The following is a 20,212-nucleotide window of genomic DNA, read 5'->3' on the forward strand; positions in this document are numbered from 1 at the left end:
ACAGGCATGAAGTTTTTTGCAGGCTGTAATTTCCCGGCAATAAAAACGTCCCGTCAGTAAATGACGGGACGTTTATAATGAAGTAGCTGAAATTACTTCACTGAAGCCACGAGCTTTTTAAAGCTTTCAGGCTCGTTCATAGCCAGGTCGGCCAGAACCTTACGGTCAAGATCAATATTCTTAACTTTCAGCTTGTTGATGAATTCAGAATAAGTTAAACCTTCTTCTCTTACTGCAGCGTTAATACGTGCAATCCAGAGACGGCGGTATTCTCTTTTCTTTAATTTACGGCCTACATAGCTGTAGGTTTGTCCTTTTTCTACAACGTTTTTAGCAACGGTGTATACATTTTTACGTTTGCCGTAAAATCCTTTTGCGGCTTTTAAAATTCTTTTGCGGCGTGCTCTTGAAGCAACTGCGTTTACTGAACGGGGCATATCTTAATGTTTTTAAATTTTTGAAAATTGGTTTACTGATGTGCGGCTTATTTAAGACGCAATAAACGTTTTACAAAATCAACATGAGATTTTGCCACTGTACCGTCAATACGCATGTTACGCTTGCGCTTTTTAGACTTTTTGGTAAGAATGTGACGTTTGAAACTCTTTTGGTGAGTGATTTTTCCGGTGGCCGTTACTTTGAAACGTTTTTTGGCACTGGAATTCGTTTTAACCTTAGGCATTTTGATGCACTTTAAGATGATACCCTGACGGCGTTTCTGCACGGGCAGAACTCTTAGGGAGCCGGGTGGGCAATAATCACAATTACCTGTGATCCCTTTTGGGGGTGCAAATGTAGGCAAATACACTCAAAAAAAGGCAGATTCAGCCCTGAAATTTTAGCCTCTATACCTGCACAGGCGCTTTTTCATTACCTGAATGTGTTATTTCAAAGGCGGAAAATCCTGTTTAACTTTCAGACCATCTAAACAGCATGCACATGAAACCGATTTTGATTACCTGCTTTTTATTGCTTTTTGGAGCCTTGTTTACTCAGGCCCAATTTAATCCGATTGAAAGGGCTAAGGAAAGAGCCAAACAAAAAGCCCAGCAGAAACTTGACCAGAAAGTGGATGAAACGGTTGATAAAGCCATGGACCCTGCCATGGATCCGAAAAAGAAAAAGAAAGGGGCAAAAGACAGTACGGGCACTAAGTCAAAAGAAGAAATGGAAGGCCCCGGCAATCAGAAGGAAGGAAAAGCCTCTCTTGAAACTTACAGCAAGTTTGATTTTGTGCCCGGCGAAAAAGTGATCCTCTTTGAAGACTTTACCAAAGATAATATCGGCGACTTTCCTGATAAATGGAATACCAACGGAAGTGGCGAAATTGTAACTGTTAACAAAACACAGGGGCGGTTTCTCATGACCAAAAAAGAAGTGGTGATGTACCCGGAATGGATTAAAAACCTGCCCGACAACTTTACTCTTGAGTTTGATTTAATGACTACTGATAAGTTCAGCTATTACAGTGGCTGGTTTATTGTAGGTATTACCAGTGCAGATAACGTAGGAAAAGATTTCAGACGTTTTGCCAAATTTGGTGATGGACGTATTGATAACGGAGGCGGATTTGAAATTGCATTTCATCCTGAAAATGCCGGCGGCCAACAAGGTATTACAAGCGCATACGGAAGTTTTAACGGACAGGAAGTGTTAAGAAACGAAGCCGATCAAAACGTACTTGCAGCACCTGAACGTACACTGTGCCGCATTTCCATCTGGCGACAGAAAGGAAGAGTTCGTGTTTACATGAACGATAAAAAAGTGTGGGACTTACCCAAACTGGTGGCTGATGGTTTAAAACTCAACTCTGTTTACTTCAGAAACGATGGTGCTTCCAATGAAGAAGATGCATTTTATTTCGGCAACATACGAATGGCCATTGGAGCCCCTGATACAAGGAATAAACTTATCACCGAAGGAAAGTTTGTAACCCGTGGAATTTTATTTGATGTAAACAGTGACAAAATAAAACCGGAATCCTACGGAGCTGTTAAGGATATTGCCAATGTGCTGAAAGAAAACGGGGATGTGAAAGTTGTCATCATCGGTCATACAGATAGTGATGGCGATGAAGCAAAGAACCTGGAGTTATCTAAAAAACGTGCCGAAGCTGTTAAGCAATTCCTGATAAAAGAATTCGGTATTGAAGCCGGTCGTATGACCACAGATGGAAAAGGTGAAAGTCAGCCAACTGACAGCAACACCACACCTGAAGGAAAGGCAAATAACCGGCGGGTAGAATTCATCAAGCAATAATCAACGGCACACTTTATAAAAAACAGCCATTCAACTTGAATGGCTGTTTTTTATTTAATCAGGCTATCAATGCGTGCTTTTGCTTTTTGTTCAAATTCACCGGTGCTGATCTTATGTTGCAGCAAATCAATTTCACTGTTCATCACTTCTATAGCGAGTGCAAGTTGCTGTTTATAGTCTTTCAAATCTTCATCCAGGTGCTGCGCATCTTTTGCAGCTACATCTTTGCGTAGCAAGTCCACATCAAACAAAAGATTTTCACGTATTACATTAAACTGCTCATGCGTTTTAGGATGCAATACTTCTGACAACAACTCTGTTCTAACGGTTTGTGTAAAGAAAGGCGGCATTTCGAGGTAATAATATTTCTGGCGTTGTGATTGTGCCAAGGTATCGGTAACGAGATCAATAGCTTTAGCCCTGTTAATAAGCCATTGCATTTCCTCTTTACTTGCCTCCAGCACTTTCACTGTAAGTTTGCGTTTATCATTAGCCGCTGCTAAATCAGTAAAATACAACCCGGCAATTATACCTACAAAAGTGCCCACCAATGAAAGTATATATCCAAACGCATCAGGATACTTTTGCCTGAACGACGAAAACAAAGGAAGAAATAAAATAAACGGAATACAGCAGAGTACAATTACAAACCATAAAGGCATAGCATAATCATTTAAAATGACTGCCGGTTGCAAAAGGGTTGAAACAAAAATAAAAACTACACAGGAATTTAAAAATGCTTCTTTGCTTTTTTAAGTGTTTCTACAATTCATATTGCTGAATAAAAGCAACTGCCTTCATCATATCATTATGTAACACACGGTCTTTCTTTACAAAATCTACTTCCCTTCTGAAAGCAGCAATCACCTCTTCTACCCTTTCTGAGCTACGTGCCGGTCTTCTGAAATCAAGTGCCTGTGCAGCACTCATCAATTCAATCGCCAATACTTTTTCTGCATTTTTTAAAACACGATAAGCTTTGGTAGCCGCATTGGCACCCATGCTCACATGATCTTCCTGGTTATTGGATGATGAAATAGAATCCACGCTGGCAGGGGTGCATAGCTGTTTGTTTTCACTCACAATACCTGCTGCGGTGTATTGCGGAATCATAAAACCACTGTTGAGCCCCGCTTCTTTTACAAGAAATAAGGGAAGACCTCTTTGTCCGCTGATGAGTTGATAGGTTCTGCGTTCACTGATGTTTGCAAGTTCACTCATAGCAATTGCAAAATAATCCAGCGCCATCGCTAAAGGTTGTCCATGAAAATTACCACCGCTCACAATCAAATCATCTTCCGGAAAAACATTCGGGTTATCAGTTACTGAGTTCATTTCTCTCAGGAACACTTCTTTTACATGTGCTACTGCATCTTTTGTGGCGCCATGCACCTGCGGAATACAACGGAAGCTGTAAGGGTCCTGCACCTGTTGTTTCCTTTGTGCAGCTATGCTACTTCCGTTTAAAATTTGTTGTAAGGTTTTGGCTGTATGCAATTGCCCCGGATGCGGGCGGGCATGATGAATTTTTTCATGCAAAGGTTCAGTAACACAATCAAACGCATCAAAGGAAACCGCTGCAATCAAATCGGCCCATTGCATCAATCGTTCTGCCTGTACCAGGCAGTACAAACCATAAGCACTCATGAACTGTGTACCGTTAATCAATGCCAGCCCTTCTTTACTTTTTAAATGAATCACTTCCCAGTTCAATTGCTGCAACACCTCTTCAGCCTTAATTCTTGTGCCTTTATATTTTACTTCTCCTTTTCCAATCAAAGGCAAACTTAAATGACTCAAAGGCGCTAAATCACCACTGGCACCTAATGATCCTTGTTGATAAATAACAGGCAATACATCTGCATTGTGCATTTGTACCAACCGATCCACAGTAGCTGTTTGCACACCACTGTTACCATAACTCAAGGATTTTACTTTAAGCATGAGCATTAAGCGAACAATGGCATCCGGCACTTCCTCTCCCATACCGCATGCATGACTCATGAGCAGGTTGTTTTGCAGTTCCTCCAATTGATCATCGCCAATGGTTACATTCTGTAAAAAACCAAAACCGGTATTGATACCATAAAAGGGAGTATCTGTATCAGCCATCTTCTGATCAAGATAGGCCCTGCATTGTTCAATTTTTGTTTGTGCAGAAGTTGTAACAGCCACGGGCTGATGAAAACGCAGGTACTGTTCAATTTCCTGAAACGTAAGAAAACGTTCATCCAGCAGAAGAAAATTCTTATCAGTCATAATAAGGGCAATCGTTGGCAACGAAAGTAATAAAAAAACATCCATTCAGCAGATATGCAGTATCTGCACTGCAAGCAGAGGGATCAATTGCTTATTTTTAAGTATGAAATCAATAGCCCTCCTCTTCAGTTTCTTTTATGCAAGTATGCTCCACGCACAAAGTATTCAATTACTGGACAGCAACAGGAATATTTCCATCCGTGGATTAAGTGTTGTTTCCAATGAAGTCATCTGGCTCAGCGGCAGCAAAGGCACTGTAGCTGTTTCTACAAACGGCGGAAAAACATTTGAGTGGAAAAAAGTGGCCGGTTTTGAACAAAGAGATTTTCGTGATATCGAAGCCTTTAATGCAACCACCGCTGTTATGATTGCAGTAGACACACCGGCTGTAATTTTAAAAACAACTGATGGTGGCAACACCTGGAAAAAAGTGTTTGAAGATAAACGGCCCGGTATGTTTCTCGATGCCCTGGAGTTCTGGAATCAAAACAGCGGCATTGTAATTGGTGACCCGGTTGATGGAAAAATATTCATCGCCCGCAGCTTTGATGGAGGAGATACCTGGCGTGGATTACCGGAAACCAACTATCCAACCGCTGAAGCAGGAGAAGCCATGTTTGCTTCCAGCGGCACCAATATTGTAAAGCTCAACCAACAGGAAGCTGTATTTGTAACCGGGGGAAAAAGATCCCGCCTCTTCATCAGGGATTTAAAACTTGATCTGCCCATTGTACAGGGAAAAGAATACACAGGCGCCAACTCTGTTGCTGTATTTGATGAAAAAAACATCATCATTGTAGGCGGTGATTTTACAAATGACACATCACGCTCCAGCAACTGTGTACTCACACATGACAAAGGGAAAACCTTTGTACAACCTGCAACTCCTCCTTTTGGTTATCGTAGCTGTGTAACCTATCTCACCAAAAAGAAACTGATTACCTGCGGCACCAGTGGTATAGATGTGAGTGAAGATGGAGGTATGAACTGGCGCAATATTTCAAAAGAAAGTTTTCATGTGGTGATGCGTGCTAAAAAAGGAACAGCTGTTTTTTTGGCAGGGAGAAACGGAAGAATTGCAAAACTCATTTGGTAATACAGTATTACATATGATTTAAAAAACCTGTTTTACAAATAAAACAGAGTTCGAAGAACAGAATCACTTGCTTTTGCGGAGTGTGGCAGTTTCCCCTCCCGGGAGGGGTTGGGGTGGGTTATCATTTCATCTATTATACTCTTCGTGAATTAAAAGAATATAAGAAGAAGAGTGCTGCTACAAAACAAAAAACCGGCTGTAAGAGCCGGTTGGTTTTACATAGAAACGATTTGCTTCACATCAAACCCTATTTTTTTAACTGTATGGTTCCCAGTTTCACTTCCCTGCTGCCCACCACAATATTGCGGATCACTGTATCACGATAACCATTGGCAGTAGCATTGATTTCAAGATCTACAGTTCCTGCTTTAATACCACGGATTTTAAATTCACCATCGTCATCATCAGGCAAAGCAATCAATGTTTGTCCGCCACCTGTTACTGATACAATTGCCTTTGCTTCTCTTGGTAATATCTTTCCTTCAATACGTCCGTCATGATCATCATCAAAGGTTTTGATCCTTGGCTGCAGTTCAAATTGATTATTGCTGATACGGATGATGGAACCACAGGCATCAAAATCAATATGAATTTTAAACTCACCCGGATTAATGGATGAAATATCATCCACATCAATAATCACTTCTGGCTTTTTCAATGTAAGCGGGTAGGTAACATTATCCAACACTACATTGTTACCGGCTCCCAGCGTAATACGTAATTTTTTAATTTCTCCTGTTGTTACAAAACCCTGTGCCAGCAGTGTATCCACCCCGTTGCGAAAGTTGAGAATATTGTAGATGCCGGGGCGTATTTGCAGTGTTTCCCAAAACTCACGTTCAAAACCTGCACTGTCCACTTCAATCTTTACTTCCACTTTCTGAATGTTAATATTAACTGCCTGGAAGTTAACCGGGTTATCCGTGAGATAAACTTTAAGCTGTTGTTTGCCTTTGTTCCCACTGCTTTCTTTTTTACAACCCAGCAATAACAACATAAGGATCGCTGCCACGGGTATGGCGATTTTTAAAACCGTTTTCATGATATTAAATTTTTGATTTAAAAATGTTTGCATGAGTCAAAAGTAGAAGCACCCGCCGGGCAGGAAAAGCGAATGAAACTGAACAGGCAGCAGTTCTTGCTGAACCGGAAAGAAAGCGGTGCAGACCGTTTTTGCTGTTCAGGAATCACAGTGTAGTGTGTATGAAACGAAAGACAGGGTCCCGCTTGTCATACCCCCGTCAAAACCTTGCTAAAAAAATGGAAAAATGTGGAAGAACGGTACTGTTTGCATCAAATCTTACTGCATCTTTACAGCTAAATTTTATTGAAAACATGAAGAAATCAGTTTGGTTGTTTTATATCCTTGCCCTCGTTTTATCCGTATCTGCGCAGGCACAAACTGCAGTGAAAGATGACGTACTTAAAGGATGGCACCTCAAAAACAACGATAAAGATGGGTTCTACGGCATCAGCCTGGAGCAGGCTTACGAGTTTTTGAAAGATAAAAAAAGCACTCCCATTATTGTAGCAGTTATTGACAGTGGTATTGATACGCTGCATGAAGATTTGAAACCTGTGTTATGGAAAAATCCCAAAGAAATTCCCGGCAACGGAATTGACGATGATAAAAACGGTTATGTAGATGATGTATATGGCTGGAACTTCCTGGGTGGTAAAGATGGCCGTAACGTAAAAGAAGAATCACTGGAAGCAGCCCGTTTATACCATGCACTCAAGCAAAAGTATGGCGGCGATGTAGATGAAGCAAAACTCTCTCCATTAGAAAAAGAAGAGTACCGCATTTTTAAAGAGGCTAAAGAAGATATTGAAGGTGGCGCTACTGATGCACAATCACAGATACTGTTTCTCCGCAACCTGTACAAACAATCAGCGGCTGCTGATTCTATTCTGAAAACAGCATTTAAAAAAGAATACACCGGCAACGAAGTAGCAGGTTTTAAACCCGGCAACTCTAAAGAGGCCAATGCAAAAGCTACCATGCTCACTTTGTTTAAAGCTTTTGAAATGATGGATGCGCCCAACACCACCATCATGAAAGAATTTACTGATTATTACAACGGGCAGGAACGTAAAGCCGAAGCAATGGATGCTCCTCCCAAAAACTTCCGTGCTGATATTGTAAAAGATAATTACTATGATTTCAACGACCGTTACTATGGCAATCCTGATGTAATGGCAAGTACTCCTTTTCACGGTACACATGTAAGCGGCATTATAGCTGCTGCCAGGAACAATGGCGTAGGTGTGGATGGTGTAGCCAATAATGTAAAGATCATGATGATCCGTGCCGTACCGGATGGAGATGAGTATGATAAAGATATTGCCCTTGCTATACGTTATGCAGTTGATAACGGTGCACGCATTATCAATATGAGTTTTGGTAAAGGATTTTCTCCGCAAAAGAAATGGGTGGATGAAGCGGTGCAGTATGCAAAGAGCAAAGGTGTGTTACTGGTACATGCAGCAGGTAATGATGGCAATAACGTAGACAGTACAGAAAATTTTCCCAATCCTGTTTTTAAAGACACTAAACAAAGAGCTACCAATTTTATTACCGTTGGTGCCAGTGGTGATCCTAAAACCGGCGGTCTTGCTGCTGATTTTACCAATTATGGCAAAAAGGAAGTAGATGTGTTTGCACCCGGTGTAAAAATTTACTCTACCGTACCCGGCGGTACTACTTATGGCTTTGCACAGGGCACCAGTATGGCCAGCCCTGTTGTGGCCGGTGTTGCTGCATTAATTCTTTCTTACTATCCTGATCTTTCACCTGAGCAGTTGAAGTATTGTATTGAAAAAGGAGCACAGGTACAAAACATTGAAGTAAAAAAGCCGGGCAATCCGGAAGAAATGATCCGCTTTAATCAACTAAGCCAGACCGGTGGATTATTAAATGCCTATGAATCCATTAAGATTGCTTCCACACTTAAAGGTGAACGGAACCAGCAACCGGCTGCTCCTAAACCGCTACCTAAACCTTCCCCCAAAATGAAAAAAACAAAAAAAGGATAAACCCGGAAAGTTCTGCAGTTTTGCAGAACTTTTTCATTTTAAAACAAATCAAAATGGCAAAACCCTTATCAACCGACCACCCGCCGTATTTCAAAAAGTATATTGATTTAGTAAGCGGCGATGAAATTCAGGAAGCTTTTAAAACACAACAAACACAGCTTGCCGCCATGCTCAATGCAATACCGGACAGCAAAGCTGATTATGCTTATGCCGAAGGTAAATGGACAGTAAAGCAACTGCTCCAGCATGTAATTGATGCCGAACGCATATTTGCTTACCGTGCACTCTGGATTGCACGCAAAGCTGCAGAACCATTACCCAGCTTTGATGAAGATGCATTTGCAGCCATAGCTGATGTAAGTCAACGAAGTTTGCAGGATCTTAAAAACGAACTTGTAGCAGTACGCAGCGCCACACAATACCTGTTTAGCAGTTTGGGTGAAGATGAATTGCAGCGCCGTGGTATTGCCAGCGGAAAAGAAGTAACGGTAAATGCTATTGGCTTTATTACACTCGGGCACTGGCTGCATCATATCAATGTGCTGAAGGAACGTTATTTGTAACGCTTAGAAAGTTTCAATAGCTAAACCATCATTAAATGGACAATCCCGATCAAACAGATCGGGATTGATGTTTATCCGCCCACAAGAGGCCGGATGAAAAAAATCTGCAAACCGGTAAGCCGGATTCTGTCGTGGGCTATCATTTATCTGTTCCGCCATTTACACAACGGAATCAATCTGCCTACCCATCATCATTGAACGGGCCGTTCTCAAGCGATGATTTACATGGCATTTCAGCACCTTAGGTTTACCCTACTGTAATGTTACCACTACAATTTGTGAGCTCTTACCTCACATTTTCACCCTTTCCCCGCCGTAGCGTGGTGGTTATTTTCTGTGGCACTTTCTGTTGGCACATTGCTGCACCACCCGGCTCTTCACCGGAAGGCTGCCCTTTGCTGTCCGGACTTTCCTCCTTAATTGCTTAAAGCGATAGCCTGGTTTGCAGTTGGTAAAGGTAAAATTAAATTATGAGGAATATGGATGTTACCGGCAGTTGAAACAATATTCAACGTATTTGCGTCGTATTGCAAATCCCGTCTTTAGCGGGACTCTTGTACAACCGTACATAATTCTACATTTTTCTCAATACTCAAAAAAAACTTCAGTAGCTCCATAGCCATACAAAGGATGATACTGGTTTACAAAACTCTTTACTTCTTTTTTGTTTCGTAAACGTTCATGTATTTCATCACGCAACACTCCTTCTCCCACTCCATGGATGATGATGAGCGATGGCTGAAAATGCAGCAAAGCCAGCTCATAGTATTTTTCAAACTCTTTGAGCTGCAGCGAAAGAATTTCAAAATTATTGAGTCCTTTCCAGTAGTTGGTGATTTTTTCAACGTGCAGATCAATCACACTGCGGGCCGGTGGTATATGCTGCCTTGCTTCGCCGGCATCATAAATTTTGTACCCTGCACCCGAGAGTTTATGCAGGTCAAACTTTTCTTCCACAGGTTTATCAGGATATGTTTCGAGGAGCAGGTAAGAAAAACTGGCTTCCTGTTTCAATAACAATTCTTCAATTCGTCTAAACAGTTGCTTGGGTTTGATTTTAAAAGAGGCTTCCGCATAATCTGCTTTCTTTTTGTCTTTGGGTTTGAGTTCAAACTCAAAATCAAAACGGGGCGAATCATTTAAATCTTCCAGGGGCACATCATGTAAATAAAAATCATTAAAAGGCAAGAGCTCATTCTTCAGTTCAAAATCCACTTCGCCATCAAACCTTAAAAAGTATGTGAATTCATAAGTAGCTGCAGTATTATTCACCAGGTAAATACGGAAATAATCCACCACATCATCATCAAACACATCTTTATCAAACACAGGCAATAAAGAAATCCAGATACCTTCACCCACATTATATTGCTTAATAGTACTTCCTTTTTCCTTTTTAATATTTTCTACATATTGTTTTTGTTTGGGAGGAGCCGGTTTTTTTTCAGTAAACCGTTTAAAATAAGGGTACTCAATCTGATCTGTATAAACAGGAAACTGCACACCGCCCACATCTACGGTAACCATTTGTTTATTGATGATGTCCACCACTTCTCCTTCTTCATTGGAATGAATCAGTAATACTTTATCGCCTACCTGGAATTTCATAATGCAAAGATAAAGACAGCCCCCTAAATCCCCCCAAGGGGGACTTGCCCATCACAAACCACGCTATTCATAAATGAACGAGATTAAGATTAATAATAAAGCCGCTTCAAATGAAGCGGCTTTACCTATTAGAATTTGACAGCTATTCCCATTTATGTTTATGTGGTCGTTCATCACTGTGGGTACGCATCCATTCATCAAAGCTCAGTTTACCGCTGCCCTCGATGGCAAAGAGTATGAGCAGGAACAATATGATAACAGAAAGCCACAGTTCGGCATTTGTTTGTGATACGCCGGCAGGCAGGTTTACAATAAATATAGCGCCCAGCATCACGGGGATTAAAACGATACAGGCAGCACGGGTTAATAATCCAAACAAAATCATAGCACCACCCAGCAGGTTAGCAAACACTACAATATGTACTGCAATGCCTAAACCAGCTGAACCGAGAAATCCGCTTTTTGCCATGAGATCTGTAAGCGGTTGCATGTTATTGATAAACTGTACGCCTTTGAGCATAATGATTAATCCTGCTGCAATACGTACAAAATCAAGCCATTTCGGGTGATGCCTGTCACCCCAGCTTTCAAGACGATTCATCAGATTCATAAAGCAAGTTTTTAAGATGAGCAATTATAAAGGAGCAGGTAAAAGTTACGACAGATATCCGGTTTTTACAAGCAAAGTTTTACAGTCAGCCGCAGCAGCAACCAAAATCAGCAATGGCGGTAACGTTCATCATCTGCTCAAAATCCATCTCTGCCGAAATTAGCCTGTTCAAATTCATCAACCACAAAACAAAATGTAAGTGTTATGGAAAAGAAATATTTCGTGAACGTAAAACACGTTGACAACCGTTTAAAAGTATTCCTCAATGGCGAAAATGTTTGGGACAGCGGTATTGTACACGGCGACCCTGCTATGAATGAACTCATTGAAATTACAGAACAGCTTAATCAGAACCGTGAGCATACCAGCGAATTGATTTTTGAAGGTTTTAATGATGATGTTACACTCAACGGCCAGCACAGCGATGATGTAAACCCCTGGCATTTTCAATACAGGGTGATTGAAAGAACCTTTGACAGCCACGGAACTTTTATAGAAGAAACAGATTTGCTGGAGCCTTATGATCAGAAACATTTATCCAAACCCAACATACGTGCTATGGATAATACTTACCAGATTGTTGCTGCAGGGGAAAGTTTTAAAGTGATCAACAATACTTTAACGCAGCAATACGCTATTTGATATAACCCTACATTATAGTTTACCCAAAATCAAAAAAAGCTGTGGCAGGAACCTGCAACAGCTTTTGAATTTTAGAATAACAGCTTTTAAGCTGATAATTTGCTTTTACGATAACCGTAGAAGAAATAAATGAGCAGTCCCACTCCCATCCACACAAAAAACCAGAACCAGCTGGCAACAGGTATTTCAATCATCAGGTACAAACAACTCAAAGCTCCCAGCACGGGGATAAGTGAATATTTGCGGATGAAGGTATAAGCAGTTACAACCACTGCTATTAATAAAAATACAAGGAACAATATTTCCTGGTGTGATTCATTAGAAATATTAGTTACAGCATCAACTACTCTTGTGCGGAATAAATAAATAAACAAAGCCAATATCGCAGGCATAATATATTGCCCGTTGATATAAGGCAATTTGAATTTACCGGCACCTGCATTTTGAATGCGGGGCAGGAATAAAACACCCAGGCAAACCAATACAAAGGCAAACAAGGTACCGATGCTGGTTAAGTCCGTCATGATAGAAGAAGGAAGCACTAATGCAGGAACAGCTACCATTAAACCGGTGATAATAGTAGCAAATGCCGGTGTTTGATACTTGGGATGAATATTGGAAAAACGCTTGGGTAATAAACCATCACGGCTCATCGTCATCCAGATGCGGGGCTGACCTAACTGAAATACCAGCAACACCGATGTAGTTGCTACAACCGCACTGATGCTGATGATATAGCCAATCCATTTCAACCCGATTTTATCAAATACATAGGCCAATGGATCATCTACTTTCAATTCACTGTAATGCACCATACCGGTTAACACCAGGGCAATCAAAATATACAACACCGTACAGATGAGTAACGCATACATCATACCACGTGGTAAATCACGCTGTGGATTTTTACATTCTTCTGCAGTGGTGCTGATGGCATCAAAACCGATGTAAGCATAAAACACAGCACTCACTCCCTGTAACACACCGGTAAAACCATTGGGCATAAAAGGATTCCAGTTATCCGTGTTTACATAAAAGAAGCCAACAATGATTACAAAAATGATCACTAGTATCTTAAATACCACCATGGCATTGGCACTCTTCTTACTTTCTTTAATGCCGATATAAGTAAGAATCGTAATCAAGCCTACAATAATAAAAGCAGGAAGATTTAAAAACAGTTTGGTACCCATCAACTCCGGTGCACTGTTAAACCCGTTGATGATGGTTTGCATATCCGGTGTCATCGCTACACCTTTAGCAATTTCTTCATTCACTTTTGCCAGCGCTTCACCGGCAGCAGTGCCATTGGTAGTTAACCAAAAAGGAAGATGAATATTCAAACCCTGCAAGAGATTATTGAAATAACTGCTCCAGCTGATTGCCACCACAATATTACCAATAGCATACTCTAATATCAAAGCCCAGCCAATAATCCACGCCACCAATTCACCAAAGCTCACATACGCATAGGTATATGCGCTTCCGCTCACGGGAATGCGGCTGGCAAACTCTGCATAGCACAAAGCTGAAAACCCACAGGTTACAGCCGTAATAACGAATAATAAGGAAACCCCCGGACCTCCGTGAAAAGCTGCGGAACCAATGGTTGAAAAAATACCCGCACCAATTACTGCGGCAATACCGAGAAAGGTAAGATCACGAACGTTCAACACTTTGTTGAGACCGCCGCCATGACCTTCTTCCGGCATATCTTTTAAAATCTGGTCAATCTTTTTTGTGCGGAATAAACTCTTGCTCATGAGATTGGTTTTGAAGGGTTCAAAATAGGGAAAAATAGGGAAAGCACAAGTCTTTTACAGGTACTTTGCTTTCGCAAAGAAAAATGCCATATGGTACAAGCTTGATGAATACTGTTCAACAGATGTGGCGTCGCACTCTTGTGCTTATTTAATTCTTATCATCAATACTCCCGCTGTATTAAAAATTTTGCCAGTTGCTGCAACGGCTCTTTACGTTTACTCATGACTGCAATGGCATCTAAGTGCTGCAGTGCTTTTTCAAAATATTCATTCTTTAGCTGTAGAGCCCATGAATCAACACCGGCATTTTTAAAGATGGCAAGTACCTGCGCTATTTTATCTTCAGGGTTGGACTGCAGTAACTGCTCTAATTTTTCTTTATCAGATGGTGAAGCTGTTTCCAAAGCATGAATCATCAGGAATGTTTTCTTATTGGCTAAAATATCGCCACCCACCTGCTTGCCGAATTTTGCAGGATCCCCGAAAGCATCCAAATAATCATCCTGAATCTGAAAAGCGATGCCAAGATTTTTTCCGAATTCATATAAATGATCCCTGTTGCCTTTACTGGCTCCGCCAATGATGGAACCTAACTTTAAACTGGCCGCCAGCAATACAGATGTTTTTAACGTAATCATCTCAACATACTCATCAAGGCTCACACTTGCTTTTTGTTCAAAGTCCATATCCAGTTGCTGACCTTCACATACTTCCAGTGCGGTTCTGTTAAACAGGGGCATTACTTCCTGTAATAAAGGTGGTTGTATGGCCGAAAGTTTTACATACGATTGAACAAAAGTAGCATCCCCGGCAAGTATAGCCGTAGGTTCACCATACTTTGTATGTACCGTTTGCATCCCTCTGCGCAGCGGTGCTTTATCCATAATATCATCATGGATCAATGTGAAATTGTGAAACAGTTCAACAGCAGCTGCTACATGATAGGCATCTTCTTTAAGATCATCAAATAATTCATTGCCCATGAGTACACAAACCGGGCGAACCCTTTTACCACCAATACCAAGAATGTATTGTGCAGGATCGTATAGTGTTGCAGGCGACGATGGGAATTGCCGTTCGCTGAAATAGGTTTCAAAAGATTTTAATAATTCTTCAAACGATTTCATGACTATCTTTTCTTTCTTTTTTTCTGCCCAAACTGTTTCGGGCTGCTTGTTTTATTCTTCGGCTGCTTAGCCATTGCATTTCCATTTTGTCTAACGGTTGGCAATGCATTGGGTACTACCAATTCATAATCCAGTTGACGCTTTTCCAGGTTGGCAGCCACCACTTTGATCCGCACCTTCTCTCCGATTCTGAATGTTTTACCGCTTCTTCTGCCCACCAAACAATAATCTTCCTCAATGTATCGGAAATCATCCAGTTCACTTATGGAAAACAAACTAACAAGTCCCTCGCATTTATGTTCAACTGTTTCTACCCAAAATCCAAAACTGGCCACTCCGCTCACCACACCGTCAAAATCTTCACCCAGGTACTCACTCATGTATTCTACCTGTTTGTATTTGTTGGCAGCACGTTCTGCTTCCATAGCCGCCCGTTCCCGTTCACTGCAATGACGGCATTTCTGCTCCATCTTTTTATCAATCTGGGGTTCTCCATCCAGGCATTGCTGTAAAATCCGGTGCACCATTACATCTGGATAACGACGGATCGGCGAAGTAAAATGACAATAATGTTCAAACCCCAGTCCATAGTGACCGATATTCTCGGCAGTATAAACCGCTTTGGCCATGGTGCGTATGCCCAGCGTCTCGAGCACATGCTGTTCAGGTTTACCCTGCACATCATTTAATAATTGATTAAAGGAGGCGGCAATTTTTTCCGGTGATGAGTTATCAAACTTATGACCATACTTTTTGGCAAAAGAAATAAACGGCAATAATTTTTCTTCGTCTGGCGTATCATGTACCCGGTACGGAAACGGCACCGGTTTATCTTTTACATGAATACTTCCAATATACATCGCCACATGTTTATTGGCCAGCAGCATAAATTCTTCAATGAGCTGATGCGACTCTTTGCTTTCTTTTACAGTAATGCCAACAGGTTTTTTGTTTTCATCCAAAACAAACCGCACTTCAGATGAAGAAAAATTAATAGCACCTTTTTTGAAACGGTCTTTCCGCATCTTCTGCGCCAGTTGATTCAGCAGTAATACTTCATCGCTGTGTAATCCTTCACCCGTTTCAATGATCTGCTGCACTTCTTCATAGGTATAACGATGATCGGAATGAATGATCGTTCTGCCCAGCCAAACGTCTTTGATTTCTCCTTTACTGCTCATTTTAAATACCGCCGAAAAAGTGTACTTGTCTTCATGTGGACGTAAAGAGCACAATTCATTGCTGATGCGTTCCGGCAACATAGGATTCACACGGTCCGGCAGGTAAACAGAAGTGGCCCGGTCGTATCCTTCATCATCTAATGTCATACCCGGTTGTACAAAATGACTTACATCGGCAATATGCACACCTATTTCAAGCAACCCGTTGGTGAGTTTTTTAATAGAAAGTGCATCATCAAAATCTTTGGCGTCCACAGGATCAATGGTAAAGGTTAACGTACCACGGAAATCTCTTCGCTTTAATGTTTCTTCTTTTGAAATGATTTCAGGCAGGCGAGCTGCTTCTTCCAATGCTTCATCACTAAAGCTCAATGAAAAACCGCCCTGCAAAAGCAGTTGCTTCATGGCGAGGTCGTTTACGTTTTCACCTTTGATCACTTCCAGAACTTCACCTTCAGGCAAACGTTTATCTTTATTCCATTCAATAAGCTTTACAACTACTTTATCATTGTTTTCAGCACCCGCTGTTTTATCTGATGCAATATGAATATCCGGCATGGGCCGGTCGCTTTCAGGAATAAAGAACACATTATGCTTCTGGAATTGCAAACGGCCGATAAATTCTACCTGTTTTCGTTCAATAATTTTTGTGATACTTCCTTCATTCCGGCCGCTATTACTTTCTTTGGAGATGGTTACTTCTACAATATCCCCATTCAATGCTGTGTTTAAATGATGCGGACGCACCAAGACATCACGTTGCATATTTTCTACGGTAACAAAGGCCATACCACTGCGGGTAATTTCAACAGTTCCTTTGTAACTCGCATGTTTTTCTGCACCCTGCTTTCTTTTTTTATCTGTCTTTTTTTTACTCATGTAAGTGTTTTAAATAATCTGTTCTTCCTCACTATTGAAAGAAGTCTTCATGGATTTATGGCTGCATTATATTTTCAACGGGAGTTTGCTTTGGTTGATGAAAATTTCTTATAAACGAAACCACAGCACTCCTGAATTTTTCTTCCTCATCAAACAAAATTTTATGTTGAATGGGCAGTACAAAAAGCGGCAAATCCTGCAGCTCTGTTTGAAACTTCATTAATCTCACAGCATCTTTTTCTGTAGTGATAATAATCTTCTGCTCGCTGTTGATGCCGGCAAACCTGTTTTTAATTTCATTTAAATCATCAATCGTAAAAATATGATGATCGCTGAAACTCATACGTTCATAGGTATAGGTACTGTCAAGGATGTAACGCTTCAGCGGTTCAATATTGGCAATACCTGTTACCAGCAATACTTCCAGGTTTTTATGCAGATGATAGGTTTGACTGTTGTTAAGAATATGATGCGGCACCCCATACTCAATGGTACTGAAAAACAATTGCTGATGCGGCAGGGGGCTTAAATCCTTTGTAACTTTTGCACGGTGCTCTTCATTAAACGTGGGTTTGCACTTAGTAGCAACAATGATATCAGCTCTTCTGCTGCTTCTTACCTCATCCCTTAAATCACCGGTGGGGAGATAAAAATCTTTAGTGTAGAGATTATTGACATCAGTAAGCAAAATCGAAAAGCCCGGAAGAATAGAACGATGCTGAAATGCATCATCCAGTAAAATAACTTCTGTTTTCGGCCGGTCCTGCAGCAATTGCGGAACAGCTTCCACCCTTTTTTCACCAACTGCTACTGCCACTTCAGGAAATTTGGAATAGAACTGCATGGGTTCATCGCCTATCTCAAGTGCACCTGTATTTTCATTAGCCAGTACATATCCACTGGTTTTGCGTTTGTAACCACGGCTCAGCACCGCCAGTTGATACTCCTCCTTCAACAAACGGATAAGGTATTCAATCATCGGTGATTTACCGGTACCTCCCACACTCAGGTTACCAACACAGATGATGGGCAGGTTAAATGAAACTGACTCCAGCAGTTTTTTATCATACAACCGGTTGCGTACCCAAATGATCAAGGCATACAACAATGCAAAAGGCAACAATAAGAAACGTATGGATTGAAATGTGATATTAGCCAAATTCATAAATACGATGCGGCGTAACGCAGTAACTTAAAGGTATATCAAATGAAGCAGAATCAGCGATTTTATCAAGGGGTTCAAAATAACTGAAACCCACTTTTAGTACATCACGGCGGCATTGTGCCAATAATTTATCATAGTAACCTTTGCCATAACCTACTCTATTACCTGCAGTATCAAAGGCAAGCAAAGGCACCAGCACCAGGTCAATTTCCTTTGCATCAACTACAGTACCATCTACCGGTTCTGCAATGCCCCATGAATTAGTGGTAAACAATAAATCTTCTGTGTGCAGGATATTATCCAGCTCATTGGTTTCAGCATTCACCCTTGGTATTACAAACTGTACACCCGGATGCTGAAACTCCATATAATGCAGAATGGCATCCGTTGCAAATTCTTTCTTTGCTTCCATAGCAAGATAAGTGTGTACCAGCAAAATTTCAGGCAATACTAATTTTTGAAATTGTATAAGCAAGAGATCATCAAAGCGGTTCCGGTCTGCAACCGGCAGTTGCATCCGCTTTTCAGTATAAAGTTTTCTTGCTTGCTGTTTGGTCAAAATTTATTTGTTTTACCACGAAGACACAAAGAAACAAAGAATATAATTCGCCTCCAGGTCTGTTGATGGCTACTCTGCTTTTGAATTTACAAATATTGAAAATACCGTTGTTCCGTAATTCCGTTCTGCTTTAAACAACGGGTAATTTTTATAACTGTTCCTGGGTGTGTGTTCCAGTACAAACCATCCAGCTTCTTTGAGTAATTTTTTCTCAACAATGAGCTTGGGCAATTCATCAATGGTACCCAATGCGTAAGGCGGACCTGCAAAAATAAAATCAAACTGTTCATTGCATTGTTCAATGAATCTGAACACATCCATCTTCACCAGTTTTACATCAATGCCCAGCTTTTTACACATCGTATTGATGAAGCCACTCATCTGCACATCTTTTTCTACAATGGTTTGATCAGCGGCGCCACGGCTTGCCAGTTCATAGGTGATGCTTCCGGTGCCTCCAAACAGATCCAGTGTTTTGATGCCTTCAACTTCTATATTGTTTTGAATGATGTTGAACAGCCCTTCTTTGGCAATATCTGTTGTGGGCCTTGTATAAGGCATATTAGCCGGTGGCTGAAAACTTCTTCCTCCGAATTTGCCGCTTATGATACGCATGTTAAAATACGGTCGAGAGATGATTTGGTATGATTGGGAATATCCGATGTATTGGGCGGAAAACCATATACCAGTTGCTGCTCCGGTTCCAGGTTTAGAATATACTGATGCAAGAGTTTGTATAAAGCTGATTGTTCTTCAATCATTCCTGTAACTGTTACCATTACTTCATCCCGCATGCCAAACTGTTGTTTGCAGTTAAGCACATGGTACAATACATCTTCCGGTGTTTGATAAGCACGCTGTTGTAACAGCAGCCATTTACCATTTTGTTCAGCAAAAAGAAACATACGGTGAAACCATAGCTCCATATTAATTTTTGCTTCTTCTGTGGGCAACTGTTGTAATACGGCTGTTTCGTGATGCTTCCATTTAGCGGCAGGAAACAAGCGGGCAAAAGCGGTATAAGCTGCCGCAGGCACCTGGAAAATATTTACCACATCAGCCGTGGCATCTTCCAGTAAAATATGGTTATGATGCAAACCGGGCACTACTTCTAATAATTGTTTTTCACTACCCGGCACAAACAAAGGTTTTGGCACCAATGTATTCACCGCATTATAATCTGCAATGGTTACGGAGCGGAAAGAAGAACGAAGCCATTCCTGCCGTTCTGTAAACTGAGAAAGCATTGTTTCATCCAATGGCGCCGTCAGTTCATACAACACCCATCCATGCACCTGTTGCTGCTGCGGATCAAACAGCACAAATCCGCAAAAGGAATCATGATGCTGCACCAGCAAATGCTGTGTTGCCGGATCAATGGCATTGTTCTTAAAAAAATAAACCGGGTGTAACAATGTTCTTTGTTTAAACCAAACTGAAGGAACTGCTACAGTGCATTTCTTAC

Annotated in this window: 19 protein-coding genes and 1 other RNA gene; 5 read left to right on the plus strand and 15 right to left on the minus strand. The window is 41.1% G+C overall.

The features are described from left to right. Positions 1 to 92: 92 nt before the first annotated feature. Complete coding sequence (rplT, locus tag PDL71_RS12805) at positions 93 to 437, minus strand: 50S ribosomal protein L20 (protein WP_407521629.1); 345 nt, start codon at positions 435 to 437, stop codon at positions 93 to 95. A 47-nt stretch (positions 438 to 484) separates the two neighbouring features. Continuing rightward, positions 485 to 682: a 50S ribosomal protein L35 gene (rpmI, locus tag PDL71_RS12810; RefSeq protein WP_407521632.1), complete on the minus strand. Its 198-nt coding sequence runs from the start codon at positions 680 to 682 to the stop codon at positions 485 to 487. A 257-nt stretch (positions 683 to 939) separates the two neighbouring features. Here rpmI and PDL71_RS12815 point away from each other — a divergent pair, with 257 nt between their 5' ends. After that, on the plus strand, positions 940 to 2,259 hold the full coding sequence (locus PDL71_RS12815; RefSeq protein WP_407521635.1) for an OmpA family protein: 1,320 nt from the start codon (positions 940 to 942) through the stop codon (positions 2,257 to 2,259). Between the two features lie 50 nt (positions 2,260 to 2,309). On the opposite strand, the gene PDL71_RS12820 is transcribed toward PDL71_RS12815, so the two are convergent. Continuing rightward, positions 2,310 to 2,921 carry a hypothetical protein gene (locus PDL71_RS12820; RefSeq protein WP_407521637.1) on the minus strand — a complete coding sequence of 204 codons (612 nt, stop codon included), beginning with the start codon at positions 2,919 to 2,921 and terminating at the stop codon, positions 2,310 to 2,312. 100 nt (positions 2,922 to 3,021) lie between these two features. Beyond that, positions 3,022 to 4,563 carry a histidine ammonia-lyase gene (gene hutH / locus PDL71_RS12825; RefSeq protein WP_407521639.1) on the minus strand — a complete coding sequence of 514 codons (1,542 nt, stop codon included), beginning with the start codon at positions 4,561 to 4,563 and terminating at the stop codon, positions 3,022 to 3,024. A 58-nt stretch (positions 4,564 to 4,621) separates the two neighbouring features. On the opposite strand from hutH, the gene PDL71_RS12830 reads away from it, so the two are divergent. After that, complete coding sequence (locus PDL71_RS12830) at positions 4,622 to 5,614, plus strand: WD40/YVTN/BNR-like repeat-containing protein (RefSeq protein WP_407521642.1); 993 nt, start codon at positions 4,622 to 4,624, stop codon at positions 5,612 to 5,614. A gap of 247 nt (positions 5,615 to 5,861) precedes the next feature. Here the strand turns inward: PDL71_RS12830 and PDL71_RS12835 are convergent, their stop codons facing one another. After that, complete coding sequence (locus tag PDL71_RS12835; protein ID WP_407521644.1) at positions 5,862 to 6,656, minus strand: DUF4382 domain-containing protein; 795 nt, start codon at positions 6,654 to 6,656, stop codon at positions 5,862 to 5,864. Between the two features lie 293 nt (positions 6,657 to 6,949). Here PDL71_RS12835 and PDL71_RS12840 point away from each other — a divergent pair, with 293 nt between their 5' ends. Both PDL71_RS12840 and PDL71_RS12845 read left to right on the plus strand, forming a co-directional pair. Continuing rightward, on the plus strand, positions 6,950 to 8,650 hold the full coding sequence (locus PDL71_RS12840; protein ID WP_407521646.1) for a S8 family peptidase: 1,701 nt from the start codon (positions 6,950 to 6,952) through the stop codon (positions 8,648 to 8,650). A gap of 53 nt (positions 8,651 to 8,703) precedes the next feature. Next, positions 8,704 to 9,213, plus strand: coding sequence for a DinB family protein (locus PDL71_RS12845; protein ID WP_407521648.1), 510 nt, complete (start codon positions 8,704 to 8,706; stop codon positions 9,211 to 9,213). A 99-nt stretch (positions 9,214 to 9,312) separates the two neighbouring features. Here the strand turns inward: PDL71_RS12845 and rnpB are convergent. The 3 genes from rnpB to PDL71_RS12860 form a co-directional block, all read right to left on the minus strand. Then, positions 9,313 to 9,662: RNase P RNA component class A (rnpB, locus tag PDL71_RS12850), an RNA gene on the minus strand. A 136-nt stretch (positions 9,663 to 9,798) separates the two neighbouring features. After that, positions 9,799 to 10,821, minus strand: coding sequence for a Smr/MutS family protein (locus tag PDL71_RS12855; RefSeq protein WP_407521651.1), 1,023 nt, complete (start codon positions 10,819 to 10,821; stop codon positions 9,799 to 9,801). Positions 10,822 to 10,963: 142 nt separating this feature from the next. After that, on the minus strand, positions 10,964 to 11,431 hold the full coding sequence (locus PDL71_RS12860) for a DoxX family protein (RefSeq protein WP_407521653.1): 468 nt from the start codon (positions 11,429 to 11,431) through the stop codon (positions 10,964 to 10,966). Between the two features lie 204 nt (positions 11,432 to 11,635). Here PDL71_RS12860 and PDL71_RS12865 point away from each other — a divergent pair, with 204 nt between their 5' ends. Next, complete coding sequence (locus tag PDL71_RS12865; protein WP_407521656.1) at positions 11,636 to 12,073, plus strand: hypothetical protein; 438 nt, start codon at positions 11,636 to 11,638, stop codon at positions 12,071 to 12,073. Between the two features lie 86 nt (positions 12,074 to 12,159). On the opposite strand, the gene PDL71_RS12870 is transcribed toward PDL71_RS12865, so the two are convergent. The 7 genes from PDL71_RS12870 to PDL71_RS12900 all read right to left on the minus strand — a co-directional run bounded on the left by PDL71_RS12870 (position 12,160) and on the right by PDL71_RS12900 (position 20,162). Next, the gene (locus PDL71_RS12870; RefSeq protein WP_407521658.1) at positions 12,160 to 13,836 is read right to left on the minus strand and encodes an amino acid permease; all 1,677 of its coding nucleotides are present in this window, start codon (positions 13,834 to 13,836) and stop codon (positions 12,160 to 12,162) included. A gap of 161 nt (positions 13,837 to 13,997) precedes the next feature. Next, positions 13,998 to 14,963, minus strand: a complete 966-nt coding sequence (locus tag PDL71_RS12875; RefSeq protein WP_407521660.1) for a polyprenyl synthetase family protein — start codon at positions 14,961 to 14,963, stop codon at positions 13,998 to 14,000. 2 nt (positions 14,964 to 14,965) lie between these two features. Then, positions 14,966 to 17,023, minus strand: coding sequence for a ribonuclease R (gene rnr, locus PDL71_RS12880; RefSeq protein WP_407521663.1), 2,058 nt, complete (start codon positions 17,021 to 17,023; stop codon positions 14,966 to 14,968). Between the two features lie 55 nt (positions 17,024 to 17,078). Then, complete coding sequence (lpxK, locus tag PDL71_RS12885; RefSeq protein WP_407521666.1) at positions 17,079 to 18,188, minus strand: tetraacyldisaccharide 4'-kinase; 1,110 nt, start codon at positions 18,186 to 18,188, stop codon at positions 17,079 to 17,081. Then, entirely contained in the window at positions 18,175 to 18,747 is a 573-nt protein-coding gene (locus PDL71_RS12890; protein WP_407521669.1) for a 5-formyltetrahydrofolate cyclo-ligase, read from the minus strand. Before PDL71_RS12890 ends, lpxK begins: the two co-directional genes overlap by 14 nt. Before the next feature lie 69 nt (positions 18,748 to 18,816). Then, a complete protein-coding gene (locus PDL71_RS12895; protein WP_407521672.1) occupies positions 18,817 to 19,362 on the minus strand; it encodes an RsmD family RNA methyltransferase in 546 nt (181 codons plus the stop codon). After that, positions 19,350 to 20,162: a DUF3822 family protein gene (locus PDL71_RS12900; RefSeq protein ID WP_407521674.1), complete on the minus strand. Its 813-nt coding sequence runs from the start codon at positions 20,160 to 20,162 to the stop codon at positions 19,350 to 19,352. The genes PDL71_RS12895 and PDL71_RS12900 overlap by 13 nt, the downstream gene beginning before the upstream one ends. Between the last annotated feature and the right edge of the window lie 50 nt (positions 20,163 to 20,212).

This window comes from Lacibacter sp. MH-610 (genome assembly GCF_045780045.1).
Lineage (GTDB): Bacteria > Bacteroidota > Bacteroidia > Chitinophagales > Chitinophagaceae > Lacibacter.